This is a genomic window from Fibrella rubiginis, from assembly GCF_017353185.1.
Taxonomy (GTDB): Bacteria; Bacteroidota; Bacteroidia; order Cytophagales; family Spirosomataceae; genus Fibrella; species Fibrella rubiginis.
The window spans coordinates 273,907-297,372 of sequence record NZ_JAFMYV010000004.1 but is presented as its reverse complement, the minus strand read 5'-3'; the positions used below and the strand labels follow the sequence as shown (position 1 = coordinate 297,372).

Here is a 23,466-nt window from a genome sequence, read left to right as displayed (position 1 = left end):
GGCACTACCTACTGCTTATTGCCATTACTTACTGCTGTTTCCTTCGGCCATATGCGGCGGGCGTCGGTGGCCGTATACTGGGCGGGCATGGTAAAGGGCGTGGCGGGGGGCGTCACCTTACCATTCTGGAAATCCTGGCGTTTGGCTTTGTAATCGTTCCAATCGAATGTGCGCAGGAATTGGGCAGCGGTTTCTGCTCCTTTGCGGAAGAGCTTGAGCTTGTCGTCGTTGCTGAGGTTGAAATTTAGCCAGTCGAACTCACGAACGTCGATTACACCAATGCAGTTGGCATATTGTGGGTGTTTGATCAGGAAGTCTCTGTCGTAGTAGTACCGCGAGGTATTGAACATGCTCATGACCAGGCTCCCCAGCGAATCGAAGGATGATTTGGTGGTGGCGGCGCGGTCGTCGAGGCGGATACCGAAGGTTGGCAGGCGGGCCGTTTTCACGTCGGGGCGGTAGAAGATGTTAATAGGAAAGTTGGACAGAATACCCCCATCCATAAACACGGCGTCGTCGGGCAGACACCGGTCATAGCCCAGTAGATCGCGCCAGAGGCCTTGCCGTTTGGGAATGTTTTTCACCCGAAAGGCTTCGAAGAAAACCGGAATTGACATAGAAGCCCGCACAAAGTCGGCGGGGCAGACGTTATTTTCCGACGCCCAGAACAGGGGCCACATGCGGGGTAGCTCAATCTTGTTTTCGGTGGCAATTTCGGCGGTGATGAACGTGACGGGTGGGTTGGCCGGGTCGTACTTCATCAGGTCGTCGATGCTGATGGTAGGGTCGCTACCCCGATACACCAACGTAGGGCGCTGGCTCATCACACGCTCAAAATCGCGCATGGTTTCCACCTGATTAGGGTTGTTGCGAATTACTACCGTAGTGCCAGTGTCGGCCCGGATCTCGGTTTGTTCAATGGCCCCGTCGCGCAGCAGGTCAGTAACCCAATCGCGGAAATTTTCGCCCGGATTAACCCCAAACTGACTCCCGTTGAACCGGGCCAGTAGAAACAGTACCACACTGCCGATAAACAAGATAAAGAACAGACACAACGACACCCCGGCTATAGATAAAAAGGTATAGGGGGCCAGGGTACCGGGCGTGTCGGCGGTAGAGAGCAGGGTCAAGGTTATTCCCGCGCGATTCAAGGCCCAGAGGATAAACACGATGGTTAACACGCCCCCCATAGCGTTCTGGATGAAAGGCAGGTGTTTACCGGTAAATGTTCGCCAGAAAGACAAGGCGAGTACCACAAACAGTATGGTCCCCTCCAACGCAATGTGATAGGTTAATACCAACGAAAACTGGAGAGCTGAGCAGGTTAGAATGAGCAGCAACGTACCCAACAGCATTTTTACAAAGTCTTTGCTTTGCATAAACTGCTTCAGGATGCCGTCGCTGATGCGGTTCTTACCATATATGATTAAGCCCGATACCACGGCCAGTACCACCCATACCAATAGCCAGAGCACACTTTTTGAACTTTGCCAAAGCAACATACTGCTCACCAATAGTAGAGACAGTCCTGCCACCAGGCTAAATAGGATGGAATTGATGGTCTTGGCGGCGTAGTCCTTGTAACCAACAATGTTGCGGATCAGCCAGCGGGTAATTGGATGGCCGTCGACAAAATCGAACAGTTTTTTGCTGCTCAGGTAATGGAGTACCACCGGTGATTTAATCTCGTCGATAGACTCAGACTGAATGGCGGCGAGCATCATGGTATTAATGGCTCCGGCACTGGTGCCAGCCAGATGCAGAAATCGGATGCCCATTCGTTCCAGTACGTAGGTGTAACCCAGCAGGGCAATGCCCAGCACCCCGCCCCCCTCCTGCACCAGGTCTACATACTGATATTTCCCGGTGGGGTCGGTAACGTCTGATACGTAAAATGCCTTCTGGTTTTTCTTCCGTAGATCTTCGTTCAAATCGGCGACAACCTCCTCGCCGGCGTTAATAAATCGGGGTAACACGGCTGCTGATGCCATAGGGTATAGGTGTTTAGGAGGCTGATTACCAGCGATAATGTTACCTATTTGTCTAACACAGACCCTGCTACTTTATTAAACGGTGAGGCACTACCCTATACAGAGCGGGGTAGCCCCACGCCTGAAAGAACCTCCCTGTTCAACTTCTGTCGTACTGCTGATGTAGGGTAGTTCTGTGCAAACTTGTCTGTAAATTGTACTACGCTCTCAAGTCTTCGTTATGCCCCAACCGCTACCCGACCGACTACCTGTCGGCGCACTGGCCCCTGACGCACCGCCACCCATTATGCTCGACGATGAGGTACTGGCCCGCCAATTGTTTCAGACAGACCCCTCGGCGGGCTGTGCCTGGCTGTTCCGGCGTTATTACCGGCTGTTGTGCAACCACGCCCTGCGGTTTGTGTATTCGCGCGAAGTGGCCGAAGACATTGTGGGTGAGGTGTTTTGCGCGCTCTGGACGGACAAGGGATACGAGAAAATTACGACCTCCTACCGCGCCTACCTGTTTATGGCCGTCCGCAACCGGTCCTACAACTACCTGCGCTGGGAGCTGAGCCGCAAGAACGATTCCGACGAAGCCCTGCCCGACTCGGTCACGCCCGTGTTTTCGAGCGAAACCCAGACGCCCGCCGACATGGTGCAGTTCGACGAGCTGTACCAGAAAATAAACGAGACCATTGCCGACCTGCCCCCGCAATGCCGCCGCACGTTTCTGATGTCGCGCTTCGAACAAAAACCTTACCGCGACATTGCCGCCGAAATGGGTATTTCGGTCAAAGCCGTGGAAGCCAACATCAGCCGCGCCCTCAACACCCTCCGCCACATGCTCCGGTCCGAATTTGTGATGGCGCTGATCGTAGGGCAGTTTATAGTTTTCAGTTTGGAGTCTTCTGTTGGCTTCGCGTCCTAGGGGCTGACGCGTGGCCCTTCGACAGGCTCAGGGTGACAGGCCAATAGAACAATCTTCTCGAGTTAATTCAACGTCGCCGTCACCCTGAGCCTGTCGAAGGGCCACGCGTCAGCCAACTGAAAACTCTAAACTAAAAACTGATATAGGGTCTTCCTGCCCAGCCTTGTCTTCTAATCAACTTCCCGACTTTTTCACTGCCTGCTACTCAATCGTTTGTTTATGAACGGACCCTCTATCGAACGTACACTCTATGACCTGTTTGCGGGTCGGGCCACACCGCTCCAGAAAAAGGCGGTAGAAGACTGGCTCCGTACCGACGGCAACATGGAAGTGTATTACCAGCTGCTGGCCCGCTTTGAAGCCGATCATGGTCAATATGAACCCGATACGCAGACAGCAACGGCTCAGTATGAGCAGTTTATGCAGGGGCAGCCGTATCCGCGTCACCGTCCGGCACCGGTGTTTACGGTTAGTGAGAACTCGGTCTGGCGGCAGCCGCGGTGGTTGCTGAGCATTGCGGCCTCGCTGTTGCTGGTACTTGGCCTGGGCTACCTCACGCGGGGCCGCTGGGCTTATGACCGCTATGAAACGCCTTACGGCCAAACCAAAACCCTGCAACTGGCCGATGGGTCGGACGTGACGCTCAACGCCCACTCGGTGCTGCGCGTGCCCCGCTTTGGCTTTGGTAACGGCGACCGCGAGGTGTGGCTGGATGGCGAAGGCTATTTCAGCGTACGCCACACCACCAGCGACCATAAATTCACGGTCCACACCATCGACCTCGACGTGCGGGTGCTGGGCACCAAATTCAACGTTAGCGCCCGCAGCCGCCGTACCGAAGTGGTGCTCAGCGAAGGGTCGGTGCAACTGGTTCGCCCCCGACAGCCCGCCAACCCACTCCTGATGAAACCCGGTGAGCAGGCTACCCTGGCCGAAGGCGACACGGCCATCCGACGAAAGGTGGTCACGGTGCCTGAAGCCGCCGGCGCCTACCGCCAAAGCCGCCTCGTCTTCGCCGACACGCCGCTGAGTCAGGTAGCCGAACGGATTCAGGATTTCTACGGTGTGCGGGTGATTGTGCCTAACCGCGAACTGGCCCGCCGTGAGCTGACCGGCACCCTGCCCAACAACGACCTCAACGTAGTACTCCGCACACTTTCACTATCCTATAACCTCGCCGTAGAGCGGCAGCCCGGCCGGGTCATTTTGAAACCGCAATAAAAGGAGTTTTCCGTTCAGGGGTTTTCAGTTGGCGTAACCCCCCGCCCTGAAGGGAGCCTGCTGGCGCATCTGTAGCTTCGCCGCAGGCATGATCTTGCGCCAGCAGGCCCCCTTCAGGGCGGGGGGTTACGCCAACGCGCAAAGCCAACTGAAAACCCCTGAACAGAAGACTCCCTTCCGAAAAGCGTATGAAACCATATCTCCATCGACAACTGAGTTACAGCTTGTTTGCGCTGATACTATGCCAGCAAACAGCTGGGTTTTGCCAGGAAACGGCCTCCACCCGGCACCGGCTCGAACGACCCGGCGCGGGTCGACAACGGCCACTGGGCGACGTACTGGCCGATTTAGAGCGAAAACACAAGGTTTTCTTTACCTACGAAAGCCGCCTGGTGCGTAACAAGCTGGTCAGCGCCGACCTGCCTCAGACCAACAATCTCGACGAAACGCTCCGGCGGTTGCTACAGCCCGTGAGCCTGCGCTCGGAACGGGTCTCGGACAAGTATTATTCGATCCTGCCCGACCACAGTCGTCCCACCACCGAATTGCCGCAGCGGCTGATCGACGGGGGCGTGTCGTCGTTGCGCACTACGGGTACGTTTGGCCTTGCCGAACGCGACGTGGCAACCATGACGGTGGCCGCCGACCGGCTGGTGCAGACCGTAATGGGTAGTGTAATTGACGAAAACGGCGGGCCGCTGGTGGGGGTGAGCGTGATTGAGCGCGGCACGAGCAACGGCACTACCACCAACGATCAGGGCCGGTTTTCGCTCAGCGTGGCCGGGCCACAGTCGGTGCTGGTGTTTAGCTTCATCGGCTACGTGAGGCAGGAACTGGAAGTAGGCAGCCGCACCACCTTCGACCTGAAACTGGTTCCCGACACCAAAGCCCTGAGCGAAGTGGTGGTGGTAGGCTACGGCACCCAACGCCGTGCCTCGGTCACGGGTGCAGTGGATCAGGTAGGGCAGCAGGCCATTGAAGGCCGACCGGTGACCAACATGTCGCAGGCGTTGCAGGGGGTGTCGCCCAACCTGATTGTGCAGCAGGGGTCGGGTGAGCCGGGGGCGCCGCTCAACATCAACATTCGGGGTATCAGCACGCTGGGCAACAACAGCCCGCTGGTGATCGTAGACGGTATTCCGGGCTCGCTCGACGTGCTTAACCCGTCGGATATTGAGAGCATATCGGTGTTGAAAGATGCCGGTTCAGCCGCTATCTATGGGTCGCGGTCGGCCAACGGGGTAATTTTAATTACGACCAAGAAAGGCTCGAAAACAGGCCGCACCATCGTCACTTACAACGGAACGTATGGCGCCCAAACCCCCACGCTGCTACGCAAGTCGGTAGAGGCCTGGGAATATGCGATGCTGAAAAACGAGGCACTGGTAAATTCGGGCCTGCCCCCGCAGTTTGCCCCCGACCAGATTGCCGCTTTCCAGCAGCGGGGTTCTTACCCGTGGTTTTTAACCGAAATCCTGAAAAATCAGGCTCCGCAGCAGAACCACAACCTGAGCGTGTCGGGCGGTAATGCGCAGACAACCTACCACGTGTCGGCGGGGTTTCTGAACCAGAACAGCCTGTTTAAAGGCCCCGACTACGGCCTGAAGCGCTACAATTACCGCATGAACCTGACGCATCAGATCGACAGGGTGAAGTTCACGGGCATTTTGTCTTACGCCCGCAACGAGATCAAGGAACACGCTTTCAACACTGATGTACTGATTGTGGACGCCGCCCGGATGCCACGGACCTACCCCATCACCGATTCGCTGGGTCGCTACGTGCTCTCGCCGATTTTGTCGGAAAGCAACCCGCTGGGGCGGCTGGAGCAGGGTGGCTACCGGAAATATGACAACGACAATGTTTACGGCAACGTGTCGGCGGAATGGGAAGTGGCGAAGGGCTTCCAGCTACGGGGCATTTTCGGCGGCGAACTGAACAGCAACCACCAGTATGAGTTCCGGCGGGCGGTGAACTACCTGCCCTATGTGGGGGGCACCGACAACACCGCCACGGTGAAAGACGAGACCTACAAGTCGCTGTTTACCAACGTGCAGCTTATTGCCAACTACGACGCTACGTTTGGGAAAAGCAACATCGCCGCCTTGGTGGGTGCATCCAACGAAGGATTCACATCGGAAGCAAACGGCCTCTTCAAAAAGGATGTTGATAACGATTTGGGCACCGATATCTCGCGGACCATTGTGCAGCCTTTCTCCTACAACTCAAACCAGCGTACCGCCCAAAATGCTCTTTCCAGCCTGTTTGGGCGGGTCAACTACAGTTTCGCCGATAAGTACATTGCCGAAGTAAACTTCCGCTACGACGGGTCGTCGCGGTTTGCGAAGGCCAACCGCTGGGGCTTCTTCCCCTCGGCAGCCCTGGCGTGGCGCATTACCGAAGAGCCTTTCGCCCGTGGCTTCCGCGATCAGTTTGGCGACTGGAAACTGCGAACGTCTTACGGTGTGCTGGGCAACCAGAACGTGGGTGATTTCCAGTACCAGAGCACCTACTTCAACTACGCCAACGCCTATGCCTTCAACAACGCAGGCGTGGCCGGTACGGGCGTGACGCTGGCCAATTCGAACATTACCTGGGAACGGGCACAGACGTTTAACCTCGGCCTCGACGCGTCGGTGTGGCGCAACCGGGTCACGTTCTCGCTCGATTATTTCAACAAGCTGACCAAAGATATCCTCATCACGCCGTCGGTGCCGGGGCTATATGGCGGGTCGGTGCCCAACTACAACGCAGCGCAGGTGCGCAACGAGGGGTGGGAGTTAGCCGCCACGCTACGCCAGAATACCGGCCCGGTGCGCCACACGCTGACGCTCAACCTGGCCGACAGCAAAAACCGGGTGGTGTCGGTGGATGGGAAAACCAATATCAACTACATCGGTGAACTGGCTATCATCCTGCGCGAAGGGTTGCCGGTGCGGTCGTACTACGGCTACCAGAGCAACGGCTACCTCCAGAACCTGGAGCAGATCCAGACCGAGCCGCGCCACTCGTTTGTGTCGCAAAGCGACCTGCGCCCCGGCGACGTGCGCTACAAAGACCAAAACGGCGACGGCGTTATTGACGAGGCCGACCGCGTGGTGCTGGGTAACCCGTTTCCGCGCTACACCTACGGCATCACCTACAACGTGGGCTGGAAAGGGTTCGACGTCAACGTGTTTGTGCAGGGCGTAGGGCAGCGGTCGCTGTTTTTGCGGGGTGAGGCCGTTGAAGCCTTCCACGGGCCGTATCAGGATGCCATTTTCAAGCACCAAACCGATTATTGGACCCCCACCAACCCCAACGCCACCTACCCGCGCCTCACGCTGGGTGGGGCGTCGCGCAACAACTGGGGCGTGGGATCAGACCGGTTTTTGCAGGATGCCGCCTACGCCCGTTTGAAGAACCTGCAAATAGGCTACACCCTACCCGGTCGGTTGACCAACAAGCTGGGCGTGAGCCGGTTCCGCATCTACTACACGGGTCAAAACCTGATCACGCTGACCCGAATGCAGGTGGGCATCGACCCCGAAGCCACCGAATTTGATAACAGTTTAAACAGCACCAGAGGCAACGTCAACTCGGGCCGGGTATACCCCAACCCAAAGTTCAACGGCCTGGGCGTGGATATATCCTTTTAACTAAATGAACAATGTATAATGAACAATGTACAATGGTTAACTAGAGAGTAGGCTTGCGCCAGCCATTGTACATTGTTCATTATACATTGTGCATTAAACTATATGAAACCAACCTACATAACCCTACTGGCGGCGGCGCTGTGGCTGGGGGGGTGCAAAGACCTTGATCTGGCACCCACCGACCGCTTTACCGAAGCCACCTACTGGACCAGCGCCGACCGGGCGCTGACGGTGCTGAACACGGCTTATTCGGGCATGTTTACGGCCGATCTGTTTTTTGCCAACGACGCCCTCTCCGACAATGCCTACAACCAACTGGGCGATTTCCAGGGGGCCAACTCCATTGCGCGCGGCAGCTATGACCCGGCCCTGGGGCGCATCAAAGGCGAATGGGATTTTCACTACGGCGGCATCAAAACCACCCACATCCTGCTCGGTAACATCGACCGGATTCCGAGTATCGATGCGGCACTGAAAGCACGGATTATTGCCGAAACGCGGTTTATTCGGGCATTTCATTACTTCCAGCTGATGACCTGGTATGGCGACGTGCCCCTGTTTACCAAAGACATCAGCATCGAGGAATCGCGCACGGTGGCCCGCACTCCCCGCGCCGACGTGCTGGCGTTTGTGCTGGCCGAACTGGATGCTGCCGCGGCCAACCTGCCTACCAACGTGCAGTATGCTGCCGCCGACAAAGGGCGCATCACCAAAGGAGCGGCCATTGCGCTCAAGGCGCGGGCACTGCTCTACGAAAGTCGCTGGGCCGAGGTGGCTACGGCTTGTGAGCAACTGATCGACAACACCGCCAACGGTACCTACGGCCTGTTTCCAAGCTATGAAGGACTGTTTTTGCCGCAAAACGAAAACAGTCAGGAGAGTATCCTGAGCCTGGGTTTTGCGCCGGAGACACGCACCCACGGCAACTTTCGCGACTTTGTGCCCATCAGCATCGGCGACCGGGTAAACAACATTGCCCCTACGCAGGAACTGGTGGATAGCTACCTGACCACCAACGGAAAAGCCATCACGGAAGCGGGGTCTGGTTTCAGCGAAAAAACGCCCTACGCCAACCGCGACCCACGCCTGACGGCCACGATTGTGTATGACGGCTACCAGTGGAAAAAGGCCGATGGCACCACCACCACGATCTACATCAAGCCCGGTTCAACCCCCGCCAACACCGATGCGCGGAACGAGTTTGGCAAGCAAAACGCCTCAACCACCGGCTATTACGTCCGTAAATACTACGACCCCACGGCCAACGCCTCATTCCAGTCGGGGCTGGATTTGATGTTGATCCGCTATGCCGACGTGCTGCTGATGTATGCCGAAGCCAAGAACGAACAGGGCCAACTGACCGCCGCCATCTGGGACAAAACCATTGGCGCGCTACGTCGGCGGGCGGGCTTCACGGATGCGGCCGCGCTGACTTTCCCCACGGGGGCTACGCAGGCTACGTTGCGTGAGGCCGTTCGGCGGGAGCGCCGCGTAGAACTGGCTATGGAGGGCCTGCGGGTGTTTGACATTCGGCGGTGGCGCATTGCCGAAACAGTACTCAACGGCTTTGCCCACGGTGCCAAATTCGGCGACCCCACCGTTGACAACGGCTACGCCCGCGTGGACCGCCGCAACTTCGACAAAGACAAACAATACCTCTGGCCCATTCCCCAGATCGAGCGAGACCTCAATCAAAACCTGTCACAAAATCCTAAATGGTAAATCTTAAATGAGTTTTGAGTTTTCAGTTGCTTCGCGTGTGGTGGCCTCGCGCGTCGGGCCCTTCGACTAGGCGTCCCCGACAGGCTCAGGGTGACAGGCCACTGTGGCGATCTTCTTGACTTGACTCAAAGTCGTTGTCACCCTGAGCCTGTCGGGGACGCCTAGTCGAAGGGCCCGACGCGCGAAGCCACCACACGCGAAGCAACTGAAAACTCAAAACTCAAAACTTCCCATGAAAAAACTACTTCTCCTCCTCTGCCTACTGGGCCTGCTGACGCAGTGCAAAGAACCCGGTCGGGACATCAACACGAATATCAGCGACGTGAAGTCGTTCTTTTCGCCCAACGACAATCAATCGGTGAAACTGCTGCCCGCCACGGCCGCGGCGGTGGTTTTTGAGTGGGATCAGGCCCGCGCAGAAGATGGTACGCTCGTACTGTATGAAGTGGTGTTCGACAAAGAAACCGGTGACTTCTCGAAGCCTATCTACAAGATGGCTTCCGACCAGAACGGGGTGCAAAACAAAGCCACCATTGCGCACCGCGACCTTAATAAAATTGCCGCCCTGGCGGGTATTGGTTCGCTGGGTGTGGGTAAGCTGAAGTGGACCGTCAATGCCTCGCGGGGTATCAACGTGAAGCAGGCAGGACAGTCGCGGCTCATTCAACTGGAGCGCCCCGCCGGTTTTACCGACATCCCCTCAGAGGTGTACCTCACGGGCGACGCCACCGAAGCAGGTGCCGACGTGACGAAAGCGATTAAGCTAAAAAGCGTGAAACCCGGCGAATTTGAGGTCTATACGTCGCTGAAGGCCGGCACGTATAAGTTTGTGGACCGCACCACCGGCACCGCCAAGACATTTAACGTGGAAGGCACGAACATCAAAGAGAACGCCACGACGACCGTGACCGGTGCTGCCAAAGTGTACCGCATCTACCTCGATTTCAACAACGCCGCCGCCCGCCTGACCGAGATCAAATCGGTGGGGTTGTGGTACAGCAACGATAATGCCGTGCGCTTCGAGCTACCCTACACCGGCAACGGCACCTGGACGCTGGCCAACACCAAAATTGACTTCCCGGCGGTACCCTGGGGCAAGGAAGAACGCTACAAATTCCGCCTGACGGTGGTAGGTGCCGACGGGAAAGATGCCTACGAGTGGCTGGGTAGCAGCAATTCAGACAACCAACGCGCCGACGCCAACAGCCCGGCCAGCTATTTCTACCTCCAGTCAATCGGCGAAAGTCAGTGGGATTACTCCTACAAATTCAACGGCGCCGTTGATGGCAGTAAGGTAGACATACTCGTATCACTCGCCCCCACCGGACCGTATTTTCATAAGGTGACGGTGAAATAGGAGCGAGGGTAGGGGTTTGTGTGTTGGGTTGTTTGAGTGTTTGGTTGTTTGTGTGTTTGTGAGTGGCTTCGCGCTATGGGTTGCTGTCGCATAGCCCTTCGACAGGCTCAGGGTGACAGGGCACTACAATAGGTTCTTGAGTTAATTCAAGATCGTTGTCACCCTGAGCTTGTCGAAGGGCTATGCGACAGCAACCTAGAGTGCGAAGCCACTCACAAACACACAAACAACCAAACCCCAGACACTGACTTTTCTTCATAGGTTAGGATTACCAACTGAGCGCCCGGCCTTGTTTCGGGCGTTTAGTGTATCTTCTCAACGGTTGATTCGTGCTATACAACGTGAAAAATCTCAACAGAAAATCGCTTTTCCTCCTGGCCCTCCCGCTGGTGATGGCCTGCAAAGACAACAGCATCGGGCAGGGTGCCGGTCCGGTTACCAAACCGTATGTGTTTAACTGGACCGTCATTGCCGACAGCAGCAGTCAGGCCCTGATCCAGCAGTTTTACAACAGCGGTGGCCGCTATTTCAACGAGACTAACAGTGGCAGTACCAAATTCAACTACTGGCCACAGGCCCACGCTCTCGACGTGCTGGTAGATGCCTACGTACGCACCAAAGACAACCGCTACCTCTCGCTGATGAACGACTGGTACGGCGGAGTGCCGATCAAAAACGGCAACACCTTCCTGAATGAGTATTACGACGACATGGACTGGAACGCACTAGCCACGCTCCGGGCCTACGACGCCACCGGCGACAAAAAATGGCTCGACGTGGCGCAGACACTTTGGGACGATATTAAGCTCGGCTGGAACGACACCATGGGCGGCGGCATTGCCTGGCGCAAGGGGCAGCGGTACTACAAAAATACGCCTGCCAACGGCCCCGCCATCATTCTGGCCGCCCGCCTTTACCAGCGCCTGAACCGCCAAACAGACCTGGACTGGGCCAAAAAGATCTACGACTGGCAACTGAAAACGCTTGTCGATCCCGCCACGGGCTTTGTTTATGACGGCATCAACAGCGACAACGACGGCAAAACCAACACCACCTGGAAATTCACCTACAACCAGGGCCTGGTCATCGGCGCGGGACTGGAACTGTACCGCGCCACCAAAAACGAGGCATACCTGAATGATGCGATCAGGACCGCTAATTTTACCCTGGCCGATCCCAATTTATCGGGGTCGGGTTTGCTGAAAGACGAAGGCAACGGCGACGGGGGATTATTTAAGGCCGTGCTGGTGCGGTATTTAACCCTGCTGGCTACCGAACCCGCCGTGCCCGCGGCTACGCGTACCAACTATGTTAATTTCCTGACAACCAACGCCGAAACGCTCTGGCGCAGCGGCACTCAAAAACCCCAGGTTGTCTTTGGCCCCAACTGGGCCAACCGCCCCACCAACGGCAAAGCCGAACTAACCACCCAACTCAGCGGCGCCACGCTGCTGGAAGCCATGACGAGATTAAAATGATTTGGGATTTTGGATTGCGGATTTCGGATTGTTGCTTACGCCAGAGTAAACGTGCTCTGGCGTAAGCAACAATCCGAAATCCGCAATCCAAAATCCCAAATCCTTCCTTATGAACAGACGCACCTTTATACAGCACACGGCCCTCACTACGGCGGCACTGGCGGCCGGGCCGGTTTCTTTTGGTAAAACCGCCGCCGATTTTCCCGTAGTACGCGAGGTGGTGGGTAAACGCAATTTCCGGTCGGAGGCGGTAGAGCAGACGATTGCCGCCGTGAAGAAAGGAATTAATAACCCTGAACTGGCCTGGCTGTTTGAGAATTGCTTTCCCAACACGCTCGACACCACCGTCGACCATTCGATGGTCAATGGCAAGCCCGATACGTACGTCATCACCGGTGATATTGATGCTATGTGGCTGCGTGATTCTACGGCGCAGGTGTGGCCGTATCTGCCCCTGATGAAACAGGATAAACCCCTTCAGCAGCTTGTGGCAGGGGTTATTCGGCGGCAGGCGCGAAACATTAGCTATGACCCCTACGCCAACGCGTTCTACAAAGACCAGTCAAAAGTAGGTGAGTGGAAAGACGACCAGACCGACATGAAACCCGGTCTCCACGAGCGCAAATGGGAGATCGACAGTCTTTGCTACCCCATCCGGCTGGCGTACCATTACTGGAAAACCACCGGCGACACCACCCCGCTGGATGCCGACTGGCAGGCCGCCATGCAAACGGTAGTGAAGACTTTCCGTGAGCAGCAGCGCAAGACGGGTAAAGGGCCGTATAAGTTTGAACGGCGCACGGCCTGGGCCACGGATGGTGTGCCGCTGGGTGGCTACGGCTACCCCGCCAAACCCAACGGCCTGATCTGCTCGATGTTCCGTCCCTCCGACGACGCCACGATTTACCCGTACCTGATCCCGTCGAATTTCTTTGCCGTCACCTCACTTCGGCAGATGGCCGAACTGCTCACGGCCATGAAGGTGAACGCCCCGCTGGCCGCTGAGGCACGGGCGCTGGCTAACGAGGTAGATGCCGCCCTGAAGCAGCACGCCACCACCACGCACCCCAAATTCGGGAAGGTGTACGCCTACGAAGTGAACGGCTATGGCTCGTATAATTTGATGGACGATGCCAACGTGCCGAGCCTGCTGGCCCTGCCGTACCTGGGTGCTGTGCCGACCACTGACCCGGTGTACCAGAACACCCGGAAAATGCTCCTGAGCGACGAGAACCCCTTTTTCTTCAAGGGAAAAGCAGGCGAAGGCATCGGCGGGCCGCACGTGGGGGTAGACATGATCTGGCCGCTGAGTATTATTATCCGGGGCCTGACGAGCACCAATGACGCCGAAATAAAACAGTGCATTCAGACGCTGCAAAAGGTGAATGCGGGCACGGGCTTTATGCACGAAGCCTTTCACAAAGACGACGTGAGCAAGTTTACCCGCAAGTGGTTTGCCTGGGCCAACACCATCTTCGGCGAACTGATCCTGAAGACCTTCAACGAACGGCGGGGGCTTCTTAATGTACAATGAATAATGAACAATGTTACTTACGCCAGCGTAACTGCTCTAGAGTAGGCAACATTGTACATTGTACATTATTCATTGTACATTTCCTCATCTCCTGCCACCCTACGCCCCCACAATTTCTCGAACACCTGCTGCCGTTTCAAAACACCGTTCACGATACGGATTCGCTGAATATTCTAACCTACCCGTATTTCTACAACGGTGGGGGCGTGGCGGCGGGCGACCTAAACAACGACGGACTAATCGACCTGTTTTTTACCGCGAATAGACGTGGCGGGAACCGGCTGTTGCTCAACAAAGGGCAGCTACGGTTCGACGACGTGACCGAAAAGGCGGGCGTAGCGGGCCACTCAGACTGGAACACCGGCGTGACCCTGACCGACGTGAACGCCGATGGTTGGCTGGATATCTACGTCTGTGGCGTGAACCTGCCGGGGCGGCTGTCCTCGCGAAACGAGCTGTGGGTGAACCAGCGGAACGGGCAATTTCGGGAAGCGGCGTTGTCATACGGGCTGGCGTTTCAGGGGCATAGCACCCAGGCCGTGTTCTTCGATTATGACCACGACAACGACCTCGATTGTTTTCTGCTCAACCATGCCGCCAACCTCCGCGACGACTACCGCGACGCGCGCGACCGGCTGACGGTTGATGCCGAATCGGGTGATCGGCTGTACGAAAACCGCGTTAATGAGGCGGAGAAGCAATTTGTCGACGTATCGGCAACGGCGGGCATATTCCGGTCGGGCATGGCGTTTGGGTTGGGCGTGGCCGTGGGTGATCTGAACGGGGACGGCTGGGACGATATCTACGTGGGCAATGATTTCCGCGAACACGACTATGTGTACCTGAACCGGGGCGACTCGGCGCGGCGGGCCGGGCCACGGTTTAGGGAAGTGGGACAGATGGTGCTGGCCCATCACAGCCGTTTTTCGATGGGTGTTGACCTGGCCGATTACACCAACGATGGCCGCGCCGACCTGATCGTGGCCGATATGTTACCCACCGACCCCCGCGTGTTGAAAGCTTCGGCGGGCGACGATGAGGCCGACGTCTACGACTTCAAGCAGGGCTTTGGGTTTCAGTATCAGGTGTCGCGCAATACGCTGCAGACCAACCTGGGCAACGACCAGACCGGGCAGCCACTACCGTTCAGCGACCGCGCCCTGCAGCTTGGCGTGGCCGCTACCGACTGGAGCTGGTCGCCGCTGCTGGCCGATTTCGACAACGACGGGCGGAAAGATCTGTTCGTTGCCAATGGTATTCAGCGTCGTACCAACGATCTGGATTTCAGTCGGTTTGCGCACCGGGCGGGGCAGAATAAGCAAGGGGTTGCGCTGATTGGCGAAATGCCCGACGGTAAGGTGCCCGACTGCCTGTTTCTGAATACGCCCACCGGTTTTGTGAGTCAGGCCAACGCGTCGGGTGATGTGTTTCAACGCCCCACGCTCAGCAACGGGGCCACCTACGCCGATCTCGATAATGACGGTGATTTGGACCTGGCCATAAACCGCGTGAATGAACCTGCCGTGGTGCTGGAAAACCGGATGCCAACACAGGCCGCGCTGAGCATCTCGCCCGTTGGCCCGCCCGGCAACCCGTTTGGCGTGGGGGTGCGGGTCGATGTTTGGGCCGGTAGGCAGCATCAGCGGGTAAGTCAGCAGTTTACGCGCGGGTTCCAGTCGGCCACTGCCGGTTCGTTGCACGTTGGTTTAGGCAAACGTAAAATGGTCGATAGTCTGCTTGTTACCTGGCCGGACGGGCGCTGGCAAGTGCTGCGTAGCGTGAAGGCGGGGATGTTGCGGGTTGTGTGGTCGGCGGCTAGGGGAGGAAGGGGTGGTAGAGGTGGTAGAAATGGTAGAGATGCCATCACTTTGAGTGATGGCATCTCTACCATTTCTACCACCTCTACCACCCCTTCCTCCCCTTCCTCCAACTCTCCCATAATTCTCCCCTGGACGCATCACGAAAACGCGTATAACGACTTTGCTGTCAACCCGTTTATTCCCCACAAACTCTCGACGCAGGGACCCAAAGCCGCCGTGGGTGATGTAAACGGCGATGGCCTTGACGATGTGTTTCTGGGTGGTGCTGCCGGGCAGCCGGGGGCGTTGCTGGTGCAGACCCAAACGGGGACGTTTGTGCCCACCAACGAAACCCTTTTTGCCGAAAACACTGCTGAAGCCGTAGATGCCCTTTTTTTTGACGTAGATAACGACCGGGACCTGGACCTGTATGTGGCAAGCGGGGGAAATGAAGCCTACGGTAACGACGCCCGCCTCAACGACCGGCTGTATCTGAACAACGGCACGGGCACGTTCACCAAAGCCGTGGATCTGCCCGATTTGCCCGAAACAAAAAGCTGCGTCCGCGCCGCCGACATTGACCGTGATGGCGACCTGGATTTGTTTGTGGGTGGCCGTACCAATGCCCGGCTCTACGGGGCCACGCCTACGTCGGTGCTGCTCCGTAATGGGGGCAGGTCTGGCAAGGCCCGGTTCACACCCGAACCACTGGTGCTGGGCCTGGTGACCGATGCCCGTTTCTGCGACCCCAACCACGACGGCTGGCCCGACCTGCTGGTGGTGGGGGAGTGGATGGCCCCGACGTTGTTGCTTAATGAGCATGGTCAGCTGAAAAAAGTGCCTTCTACATTGCCTACAGGCCTCTGGACCTGCCTGACGCCCCTCCCTAACGGTGATTTTGTGGCCGGTAACTGGGGCCTCAACAGCAAGCTCCGCGCCTCGATAGCGTACCCACTGCGCTACTACCTGGCCGACCCCGACCAAAACGGCGAGACCGATGGGCTGCTGGCGGTGGCCCACAACGGGACGTATTATCCGTTTTTGGGCAAAGACAAACTAGAGCAGCGGCTGCCGTATTTGAAGAAGAAAAATCTCCGCTACCGCGACGCCGGTATCTCCATCGACGACCTGTTTGGCCCTGCGCTGGGTAACGCCCGTATCCTGGAGGTAAAAACGCTGGCCTCGTGCCTGTTACGAATGAACAATGGGCAACTGACCCTGCAACCGCTGCCCGCCGACGCCCAAACCGGACCGTTGCTGTGCGGGTTGTCGCTGCCGGGTGGCCGGTTGCTGGTGGGGAGTGGGTTTCGGGGTGTGCAGCCGTATGAAGGGGCCTATGATGCCCTGCTGCCAACGCTGTTTCGGGTGGGGAAAGGCGGTAATTTGGCCCTGCTAAAACACCTGAACGTCCCCGGCGAAGTCCGCGATCTGAAACCCATTCAACTGGCGGGTGGTAAATTGGGGGTGCTCATGCTGGTAAATAACGGCCCGGCGCGGGTTTTAACCAGTAGCTTCGACAGGTGAAGCGCTGACCATCTTTTCCAGATAATGAACATACCCCTGCTACTTTTTCTTACGCTTAGTGTGCCTGTAGCCCTGGCGCAACCCAGGCCCACCGCCCGGCAACTGGCGTGGCAACAGCGCGAAACCACGGCGTTTTTGCACTTCACCGTCAACACGTTTACGGATAAGGAATGGGGCGACGGTACCGAAAATCCGGCGGTATTCAACCCTGCCAAACTCGATGCCCGGCAGTGGGTGCGGGCGTTGAAAGCGGGCGGGTTTAAGATGGCTATTTTGACCGCCAAACACCATGACGGGTTTTGCCTGTGGCCATCAAAAATGACGGATCATTCAGTGAAAAATAGCCCCTACAAGGGTGGAAAGGGCGATATTGTGCGCGAAGTGGCCGACGCCTGCCGCGAATACGGGCTGAAATTTGGCGTCTACCTCTCGCCCTGGGATCGCCACGAACCACGCTACGGCACCGCCGCCTACAACGACTACTACAAGGCCCAACTGCGCGAACTGCTCACCAACTACGGCCCCATTGCCGAAGTCTGGTTCGACGGGGCCAAAGGCGAAAACGCGAAGGATATGACCTACGATTTTGCCGGGTACTGGGCTATGGTACGTCAGCTTCAACCCGACGCGGTCATGTTTTCCGACGCCGGTCCCGACGTGCGCTGGGTGGGCAACGAGAAAGGCAACGCGGGCGAAACCTGCTGGTCGACCATCGACACGACGGGCCTGGCTCCGGGAAAAGCCGACGCCGCCTACCTGAACCGGGGTGATGCCAACGGTACGGTCTGGCTCCCCGCCGAAACCGACGTATCCATCCGGCCCGGCTGGTTTTACCACGCCTCGGAAGATGGCAAAGTCCGGTCGCCGAAGAATCTGGTGAATCTGTATTACGAATCCGTTGGCCGCAACAGCCTGCTGCTGCTCAATATTCCGCCCAACCGCGAAGGCCTCCTGGCTAATTCGGACGTAGTCAGCATCCGCGAATTCCGACGTATTCTGGACGAAACATTCCGCACGAATCTGGTCAGCAATAATCCAAAACAAACGGACGGTAAGCTGTTTACCTACAGTGTGTTGACGCCCGGTAAATCGCTGGAAATAGCCCTGAAAAATGAGGTTGAATTTGACCGCATTAGTTTGCAGGAGAACATCGCCGATGGACAGCAAATCATTGACGGAAAAGTCGAATACTGGGATGGCAAAACCTGGCAACTCATCAAGCCATTCACCACCGTGGGCTACAAACGCCTGCTCCGCTTTCCGGCGGTTCGTTCATCCATGATCCGCGTCACGATCACCAACGCCAAAGGCCCCGTCGAACTCGCCGAAGTGGGCGTTTACAAGGCAAGTGCGGGGGAGTAGAATTAATGAACAATGAACAATGTACAATGAACAATGTACAATGGGCTGACGCAAGCGTACTCGTGCGTCAGCCCATTGTTCATTGTACATTGTTCATTGTACATTATCCCTTGAACAATGACCCCCTACGAAAAGGCCGCGCAACATGAACTGGACATCTGGGCTGAGCAGATGCGGAAGCCGCCGTCGCTGATAAACAGGGTGGCGAAGTCGGTGCAGGTGCGGATGAACCGGCTTATTCCCGACAAAGTCCACGCGGTGGTTACGGCGGCGATCAAACACATGACGCGGGCGGTGCTGCTGGGGTCGGAATACGTAGCGCCAAAGCCCTTGCAGGAGCAGGTGCTGGAAGTCCGCGAACGGCAGGTGAAGACCCGGATCAAGTGGTACAAACGCGTGGGGGCTGCCGAAGGTGGCCTGACGGGTGCCGCGGGATTTCTGGTGGGTCTGGCCGATTTTCCGTTGCTCCTGAGCCTGAAAATGAAGCTGTTATACGACATCGCCGCGCTCTATGGTCACGACGTATCGGACTACCGCGAACGGCTGTACATACTCTACATCTTCCAGCTAGCCTTCTCCAGCCAAAGCCGCCGACAGGAAATTTTTAGGCAAATGGAGCAGTGGGATGCTCATGCCAAAACATTGCCCGAAGACATCAATCAGTTCGACTGGCTCACGTTTCAGCAGGAATACCGCGACTACATCGACCTGGCCAAAATGCTGCAACTCGTGCCCGGCATTGGGGCCGTGGTGGGCGTATGGGCCAACTGGCGCCTGCTCGACGAACTGGGCAACGTAGCCGTAATGGCGTACCGAATGCGGGTACTGGCTGAGCGATAAGTGAGGGTGAAACGCTGCCCTTCAGGCCGGTAAATACACCGAAAAGTGGCTTCCTTTACCCGGTTGGCTGGTGGCCGTGATGAGTCCCCCGTGATTGGCGACGACCTTTTCACAGATGGCCAGCCCAATGCCGGTACCGGTAAACTCATTTTTGCCATGCAACCGCTGAAACACCTGAAAAATACGATCCAGGTATTTTTCCTCGAAGCCAATACCATTGTCCGAGACCTGGATCAGGTGATACGCCGGTGAAAGCCGGGCTGGTTTGAAGGAAGGCGGAAGCGTATCACTGCTCACCAACTGCGCACGAATCTCGATAAGCGGCCTGATCCAATCGTCCGACGCCTCTTTGCGGCGGAACTTAAGCGCATTGCTGAGCAAATTCTGAAAGAGCTGACCTAGCTGGGTTGCATCGCCCAGGAGGGTGGGCAGGGGGTCAACCTGCACCTCGGCACCCGTTTCGGCAATCACCAGTTCCAGGGTATTCAGCACCCGCTCAACGACCATATCCAGGGAGACCAGCGTGCTTAACTCCCGGTGAGTAGCAATGCGCGAGTAGCTGAGCAGATCATGTATCAACGTCGACATGCGGCTGGCTGCCGTTTGCATCCGTTCCAGGTATACCAGCTCCTGGCTATTTGAGTCTGTGAAGTGCTTTTTTAACAGGTCGCCAAACTGCTTAATCTTACGCAGGGGTTCCTGTAAATCATGCGAAGCGATGTAGGCAAACTGCTCCAGATTCTTGTTGGAACGCACCAGCAACGCATTCGATTCAAGCAAATCGGTATTGGTGGCCGTCAATTCCAGAGTCCGCTCCCGCACCTGTTGTTCCAGGTCGGCGGCTAGTAGTCGGTAACGGGCTTCGCTCTGCTGAAGTAGGTGCTCGGCCCGCTTGCGGTCATGAATGTCTATGCCCATGCCCACCCATTTGGTAATCTGCTCCGTCTGCGGGTCACGGTAAGGTTCGCCTTTGTTGAGAAACCAGCGGTATTCCCCAGAGGCCGATCGGTTCCGGTGTTCAATGTCAAACGGAATCCCCGTCTCTATAGCTTGCCGAAAAACCGCTATTAGGCGCGAGCGATCCTCCGGGTGCACAATGTCGGCGCTAATTTGCCAGACCGATGCGGAATTAAATGGCATGCCGGTGTAGGTCTCCCACCATTTATTCAAAAATTCCGTATTGCCTTCCGCGTCAGTTACCCAAATGGCCTGGGGGAGCAAGTCGGCCATCATGCGGAAGCGCTGTTCACTCTGCTGCAGGGCTTCGTAGACCATAGCCCGGTCCACAGCAACCACCAGTCGCTCGGCCACCCCTTCCAGTAAACTAAGCTCGTCAGCCGACCAGTGATGAGCTTGCTGGTAATGAATAAACAGCACAGCCATCAAACGGCCATCTTTAAGCAGGGGTTTGTTCAGCGTGGCCCCTAAATGAAGCACCCGATGGGCTTCTTTTTGGGCGGGTGTCAGGCTCGGATCATTGGCAATGTCTGACCGGGCGACCGTGCGGCCCGCCAGAAACTCGTCCAGCAAGGGACCATAGTCTGCATACTGGTAAGTGCCCTGCAAATCGGGTACGCCGTTGACGTAGTTCTGCAGCACCACAATTGTATTGCCATCGCCCTGATCTTCGGCATAACCAACCCGATTGGCTCCTAAATATTCGCCTACTAAGCAAGCCGTTTGGTAATACACCGTCAGCGGGTCGGTCAGGGAGCGTAGCGCGTCAGAAAGTTGCAGCAGAAAGCGTTGCTGGGCCTGCTGTCGCTCCAGAGCCTGCTGGGCCAGCACCTGCTGGGTAACCTCCTGCGCGATGCCTGAAAAGCGGTACAAGTCACCGGTAGGCGTGAACTTGGCTTGCCCCCAAAAGCGTACCCACCGTAGTTTTCCGCCATCGGCTCCTACGGTGCGGTAAGTTTGGTCGAAAAGCCTATCTGAGGGGAACGTGGTGATGCGTTGAATAGCCGCCAATACATGATCGAGGTCATCCGAGTGGATATACTGAAGCGTTTCCTGCAAGGGTATCGTGTCTGCCTGCCGGAGTCCAAACAGCGCCTGGCAGCGCTCGTCCCAGAGGACCTGGTTGGTGGTCGGGTTGATTTCCCAGACGCCCAATTCGGCTGCCTGGAGAGCAAAATCAATATCGAGTTGCTCGGTAAGTTTCTTACTGGAATCAAAGGGCAATTGATCGCCGGTCATAACGGTTGCTATGGGGATAAGCGATAAGCTGATAGAGCTTAGTCTGGACGTTTTCGGTCAGTGAACAAGCATGTATTGCTTTCTGTTCGATCCGATTATTTCTGACGACGAACCACTCATCGCCTACCACTCACCCAAGGGGAGCAACTAAAAACCGTAGACCAAAACGCTAACCCTTTTTTATCCTTCCACTGGTTTCAGATCAAAATATGTCTGGTAGATGGCGGTGCCGGCTTCGTTGGTTTGGGTCTGAAAATGGTCGAGAAATTCGTGCAGACCCGTCTTGAAAATGTCATCGACTACGGTGAATTCCAGTTCGTTACGTAGTTTACTGAACGCCCGTTCGGCTTTGTTGCCGAACCCCTGCGTAATGGGCGTGCCTGATATTTCGTAGAGTGACAGTTCGGCCTGCCGGATGCAGTGCGCCGCCGCGCGGGGAAAGAGCTTGTCTAGAATCAGGAACTCCACAATGTTGGCGGGCGTGAGGTTACGGTACTGCTGCCGGAACATATTATACGCCGACGCCGACTTCAACACCGCCGTCCAGATCACCAGATCGAGGGTGCTGCTGCTGGCACCGTCGCCGTGGGGCAGGAGGGTAAAATACTTCACGTCGAGGAAGCGGGTGATCTTGTCAGCGCGTTCGGTGAAGCGGCCTACGCGGGCAAAATGCCAGGCTTCGTTGCGGGTGATGGTGGCGTCGATGATGCCGTAGAAAAGTTGCGCCCCGTTGCGGATTTCGTTGAAGAACTCCTGTGTGCGGCCCAGGCTCCAGTCGGCATGATTACCCGTTTCGCGCACCATGTGGTAAAGCTGATTCAGGTTTTCCCACATCTCTTTCGAGATCGTTTCGCGCACCGTGCGGGCGTTCTCGCGGGCAAAATTCAGGCTCGACACAATCGAGTTGGGGTTCCGCTTGTCGAAGGTGAGGTACTCGATGACGGTTTCGCGGGTGGCCTCCTGGTAGTGCTGGTCAAAGCCGTATTTGTCGGCGGTGGCAATGAGCAGGGGTTCCCATTGCGGTGGCACGTTGGGTGGCAAGTCGAGCGCGAGGTTGAAGTTGACGCTCATAAACCGGGCATAGTTTTCGGCCCGTTCAATGTAGCGATTCATCCAGTAGATCGAGTTGGCAACGCGGCTGAGCATAGCGAAAGAGTGAACTAGTAAAAGGGTGAAAGATACTAACCTACGCTCACTCTTTCGCCCTTTCGCTCTTTCACCCTTTTACTTTCTCCACCGTCAGACCCACGTAATCATCAATGGCCAGGTCAGCTTTGTCGGTGGCTTCGGGCTCGTGGCTGATGCTGAGGGCTACCACTTTCATCTTTGCCTTTTGCGCCGATTCAACGCCTTTGGCCGAGTCTTCAAACACCACGCATTGATCGGGTCTGGCTCCCAGCCGTTCGGCAGCTACCTGAAACACGTCGGGGGCGGGCTTGCCCTGCTGCACGTCGGCGTCGGTCACGATTTCCTGGAAAAACTGGCGGATGCGCAGCCCATCCAGCACAAAGTCGACGTTCATCATCGGGGCCGAGGTGGCCAGGGCCATCGGGATGCTGGCCTGCTGAACGGCAGTCAGGAAATCGACCAACCCAGCCACGGGAGCCAGTTTTGGGGCCATCAGCTGCTGGTAGAGCGTCTCTTTTTCGGTGGTTAGCTCCTGCAGGCGTTTGTCATCGAGTTTTTCGCCTTTCTGCTCGAAAAAATAGGGGATGATCTCCGGGTTCATTTTGCCCGAAATGTGCTCCTTAAAGTCGTCGTCGGTGAGTTTGATATCGTACCGGGCAAAGAACTGGGTGTACGCTTCTTTGTGCGTGGGGTTACTGTCGATCAGTGTACCATCCATGTCGAAGAGGAAGTACAGCGGAGATTGCTTGGTTGTCATCACGTTGAG

At 56.7% G+C, this 23,466-nt stretch carries 14 protein-coding genes; 10 read left to right on the top strand and 4 right to left on the bottom strand.

All coding sequences use genetic code 11. The features are described 5' to 3' along the window. Positions 1-8: 8 nt before the first annotated feature. The gene (locus J2I47_RS10550) at positions 9-1,991 is read right to left on the bottom strand and encodes a patatin-like phospholipase family protein (protein ID WP_207364539.1); all 1,983 of its coding nucleotides are present in this window, start codon (positions 1,989-1,991) and stop codon (positions 9-11) included. Between the two features lie 220 nt (positions 1,992-2,211). Between J2I47_RS10550 and J2I47_RS10545 the strand changes: the two genes are divergently transcribed. From J2I47_RS10545 to J2I47_RS10500, 10 genes are all read left to right on the top strand, one after another. Continuing rightward, positions 2,212-2,901 (top strand): RNA polymerase sigma-70 factor, encoded by a 690-nt coding sequence (locus J2I47_RS10545; protein WP_207364538.1) that lies wholly within the window; start codon positions 2,212-2,214, stop codon positions 2,899-2,901. Positions 2,902-3,120: 219 nt separating this feature from the next. Beyond that, a complete protein-coding gene (locus J2I47_RS10540) occupies positions 3,121-4,122 on the top strand; it encodes a FecR family protein (protein WP_207364537.1) in 1,002 nt (333 codons plus the stop codon). Positions 4,123-4,310: 188 nt separating this feature from the next. Beyond that, a complete protein-coding gene (locus tag J2I47_RS10535) occupies positions 4,311-7,760 on the top strand; it encodes a SusC/RagA family TonB-linked outer membrane protein (RefSeq protein WP_207364536.1) in 3,450 nt (1,149 codons plus the stop codon). 102 nt (positions 7,761-7,862) lie between these two features. Continuing rightward, positions 7,863-9,482, top strand: coding sequence for a RagB/SusD family nutrient uptake outer membrane protein (locus tag J2I47_RS10530; protein ID WP_207364535.1), 1,620 nt, complete (start codon positions 7,863-7,865; stop codon positions 9,480-9,482). A gap of 232 nt (positions 9,483-9,714) precedes the next feature. Then, positions 9,715-10,839, top strand: a complete 1,125-nt coding sequence (locus J2I47_RS10525) for a SusE domain-containing protein (protein WP_207364534.1) — start codon at positions 9,715-9,717, stop codon at positions 10,837-10,839. Between the two features lie 341 nt (positions 10,840-11,180). Beyond that, a complete protein-coding gene (locus J2I47_RS10520) occupies positions 11,181-12,317 on the top strand; it encodes a glycoside hydrolase family 76 protein (RefSeq protein ID WP_207364533.1) in 1,137 nt (378 codons plus the stop codon). Positions 12,318-12,426: 109 nt separating this feature from the next. Next, complete coding sequence (locus J2I47_RS10515; protein WP_207364532.1) at positions 12,427-13,851, top strand: glycoside hydrolase family 125 protein; 1,425 nt, start codon at positions 12,427-12,429, stop codon at positions 13,849-13,851. Further along, the gene (locus J2I47_RS10510; protein ID WP_207364531.1) at positions 13,848-17,174 is read left to right on the top strand and encodes a VCBS repeat-containing protein; all 3,327 of its coding nucleotides are present in this window, start codon (positions 13,848-13,850) and stop codon (positions 17,172-17,174) included. Before J2I47_RS10515 ends, J2I47_RS10510 begins: the two co-directional genes overlap by 4 nt. A 24-nt stretch (positions 17,175-17,198) precedes the next feature. Further along, positions 17,199-18,536, top strand: a complete 1,338-nt coding sequence (locus J2I47_RS10505) for an alpha-L-fucosidase (RefSeq protein WP_207364530.1) — start codon at positions 17,199-17,201, stop codon at positions 18,534-18,536. Between the two features lie 117 nt (positions 18,537-18,653). Next, a complete protein-coding gene (locus tag J2I47_RS10500; RefSeq protein ID WP_207364529.1) occupies positions 18,654-19,376 on the top strand; it encodes an EcsC family protein in 723 nt (240 codons plus the stop codon). Positions 19,377-19,397: 21 nt separating this feature from the next. Here the strand turns inward: J2I47_RS10500 and J2I47_RS10495 are convergent, their stop codons facing one another. The 3 genes from J2I47_RS10495 to J2I47_RS10485 all read right to left on the bottom strand — a co-directional run bounded on the left by J2I47_RS10495 (position 19,398) and on the right by J2I47_RS10485 (position 23,457). Next, positions 19,398-21,572: a sensor histidine kinase gene (locus tag J2I47_RS10495; protein ID WP_207364528.1), complete on the bottom strand. Its 2,175-nt coding sequence runs from the start codon at positions 21,570-21,572 to the stop codon at positions 19,398-19,400. 180 nt (positions 21,573-21,752) lie between these two features. After that, on the bottom strand, positions 21,753-22,718 hold the full coding sequence (locus tag J2I47_RS10490) for an alpha-E domain-containing protein (RefSeq protein WP_207364527.1): 966 nt from the start codon (positions 22,716-22,718) through the stop codon (positions 21,753-21,755). A 70-nt stretch (positions 22,719-22,788) separates the two neighbouring features. After that, positions 22,789-23,457, bottom strand: coding sequence for an HAD family hydrolase (locus tag J2I47_RS10485; protein WP_207364526.1), 669 nt, complete (start codon positions 23,455-23,457; stop codon positions 22,789-22,791). Between the last annotated feature and the right edge of the window lie 9 nt (positions 23,458-23,466).

Coding starts and splice junctions, on each gene's coding strand:
- J2I47_RS10535 (WP_207364536.1), top strand. CDS start 4,311: ATGAAACCATATCTCCATCGACAACTGAGTTACAGCTTGTTTGCGCTG.
- J2I47_RS10550 (WP_207364539.1), bottom strand. CDS start 1,991: ATGGCATCAGCAGCCGTGTTACCCCGATTTATTAACGCCGGCGAGGAG.
- J2I47_RS10495 (WP_207364528.1), bottom strand. CDS start 21,572: ATGACCGGCGATCAATTGCCCTTTGATTCCAGTAAGAAACTTACCGAG.
- J2I47_RS10485 (WP_207364526.1), bottom strand. CDS start 23,457: ATGACAACCAAGCAATCTCCGCTGTACTTCCTCTTCGACATGGATGGT.
- J2I47_RS10490 (WP_207364527.1), bottom strand. CDS start 22,718: ATGCTCAGCCGCGTTGCCAACTCGATCTACTGGATGAATCGCTACATT.
- J2I47_RS10525 (WP_207364534.1), top strand. CDS start 9,715: ATGAAAAAACTACTTCTCCTCCTCTGCCTACTGGGCCTGCTGACGCAG.
- J2I47_RS10505 (WP_207364530.1), top strand. CDS start 17,199: ATGAACATACCCCTGCTACTTTTTCTTACGCTTAGTGTGCCTGTAGCC.
- J2I47_RS10540 (WP_207364537.1), top strand. CDS start 3,121: ATGAACGGACCCTCTATCGAACGTACACTCTATGACCTGTTTGCGGGT.
- J2I47_RS10530 (WP_207364535.1), top strand. CDS start 7,863: ATGAAACCAACCTACATAACCCTACTGGCGGCGGCGCTGTGGCTGGGG.
- J2I47_RS10510 (WP_207364531.1), top strand. CDS start 13,848: ATGAATAATGAACAATGTTACTTACGCCAGCGTAACTGCTCTAGAGTA.
- J2I47_RS10500 (WP_207364529.1), top strand. CDS start 18,654: ATGACCCCCTACGAAAAGGCCGCGCAACATGAACTGGACATCTGGGCT.
- J2I47_RS10545 (WP_207364538.1), top strand. CDS start 2,212: ATGCCCCAACCGCTACCCGACCGACTACCTGTCGGCGCACTGGCCCCT.
- J2I47_RS10515 (WP_207364532.1), top strand. CDS start 12,427: ATGAACAGACGCACCTTTATACAGCACACGGCCCTCACTACGGCGGCA.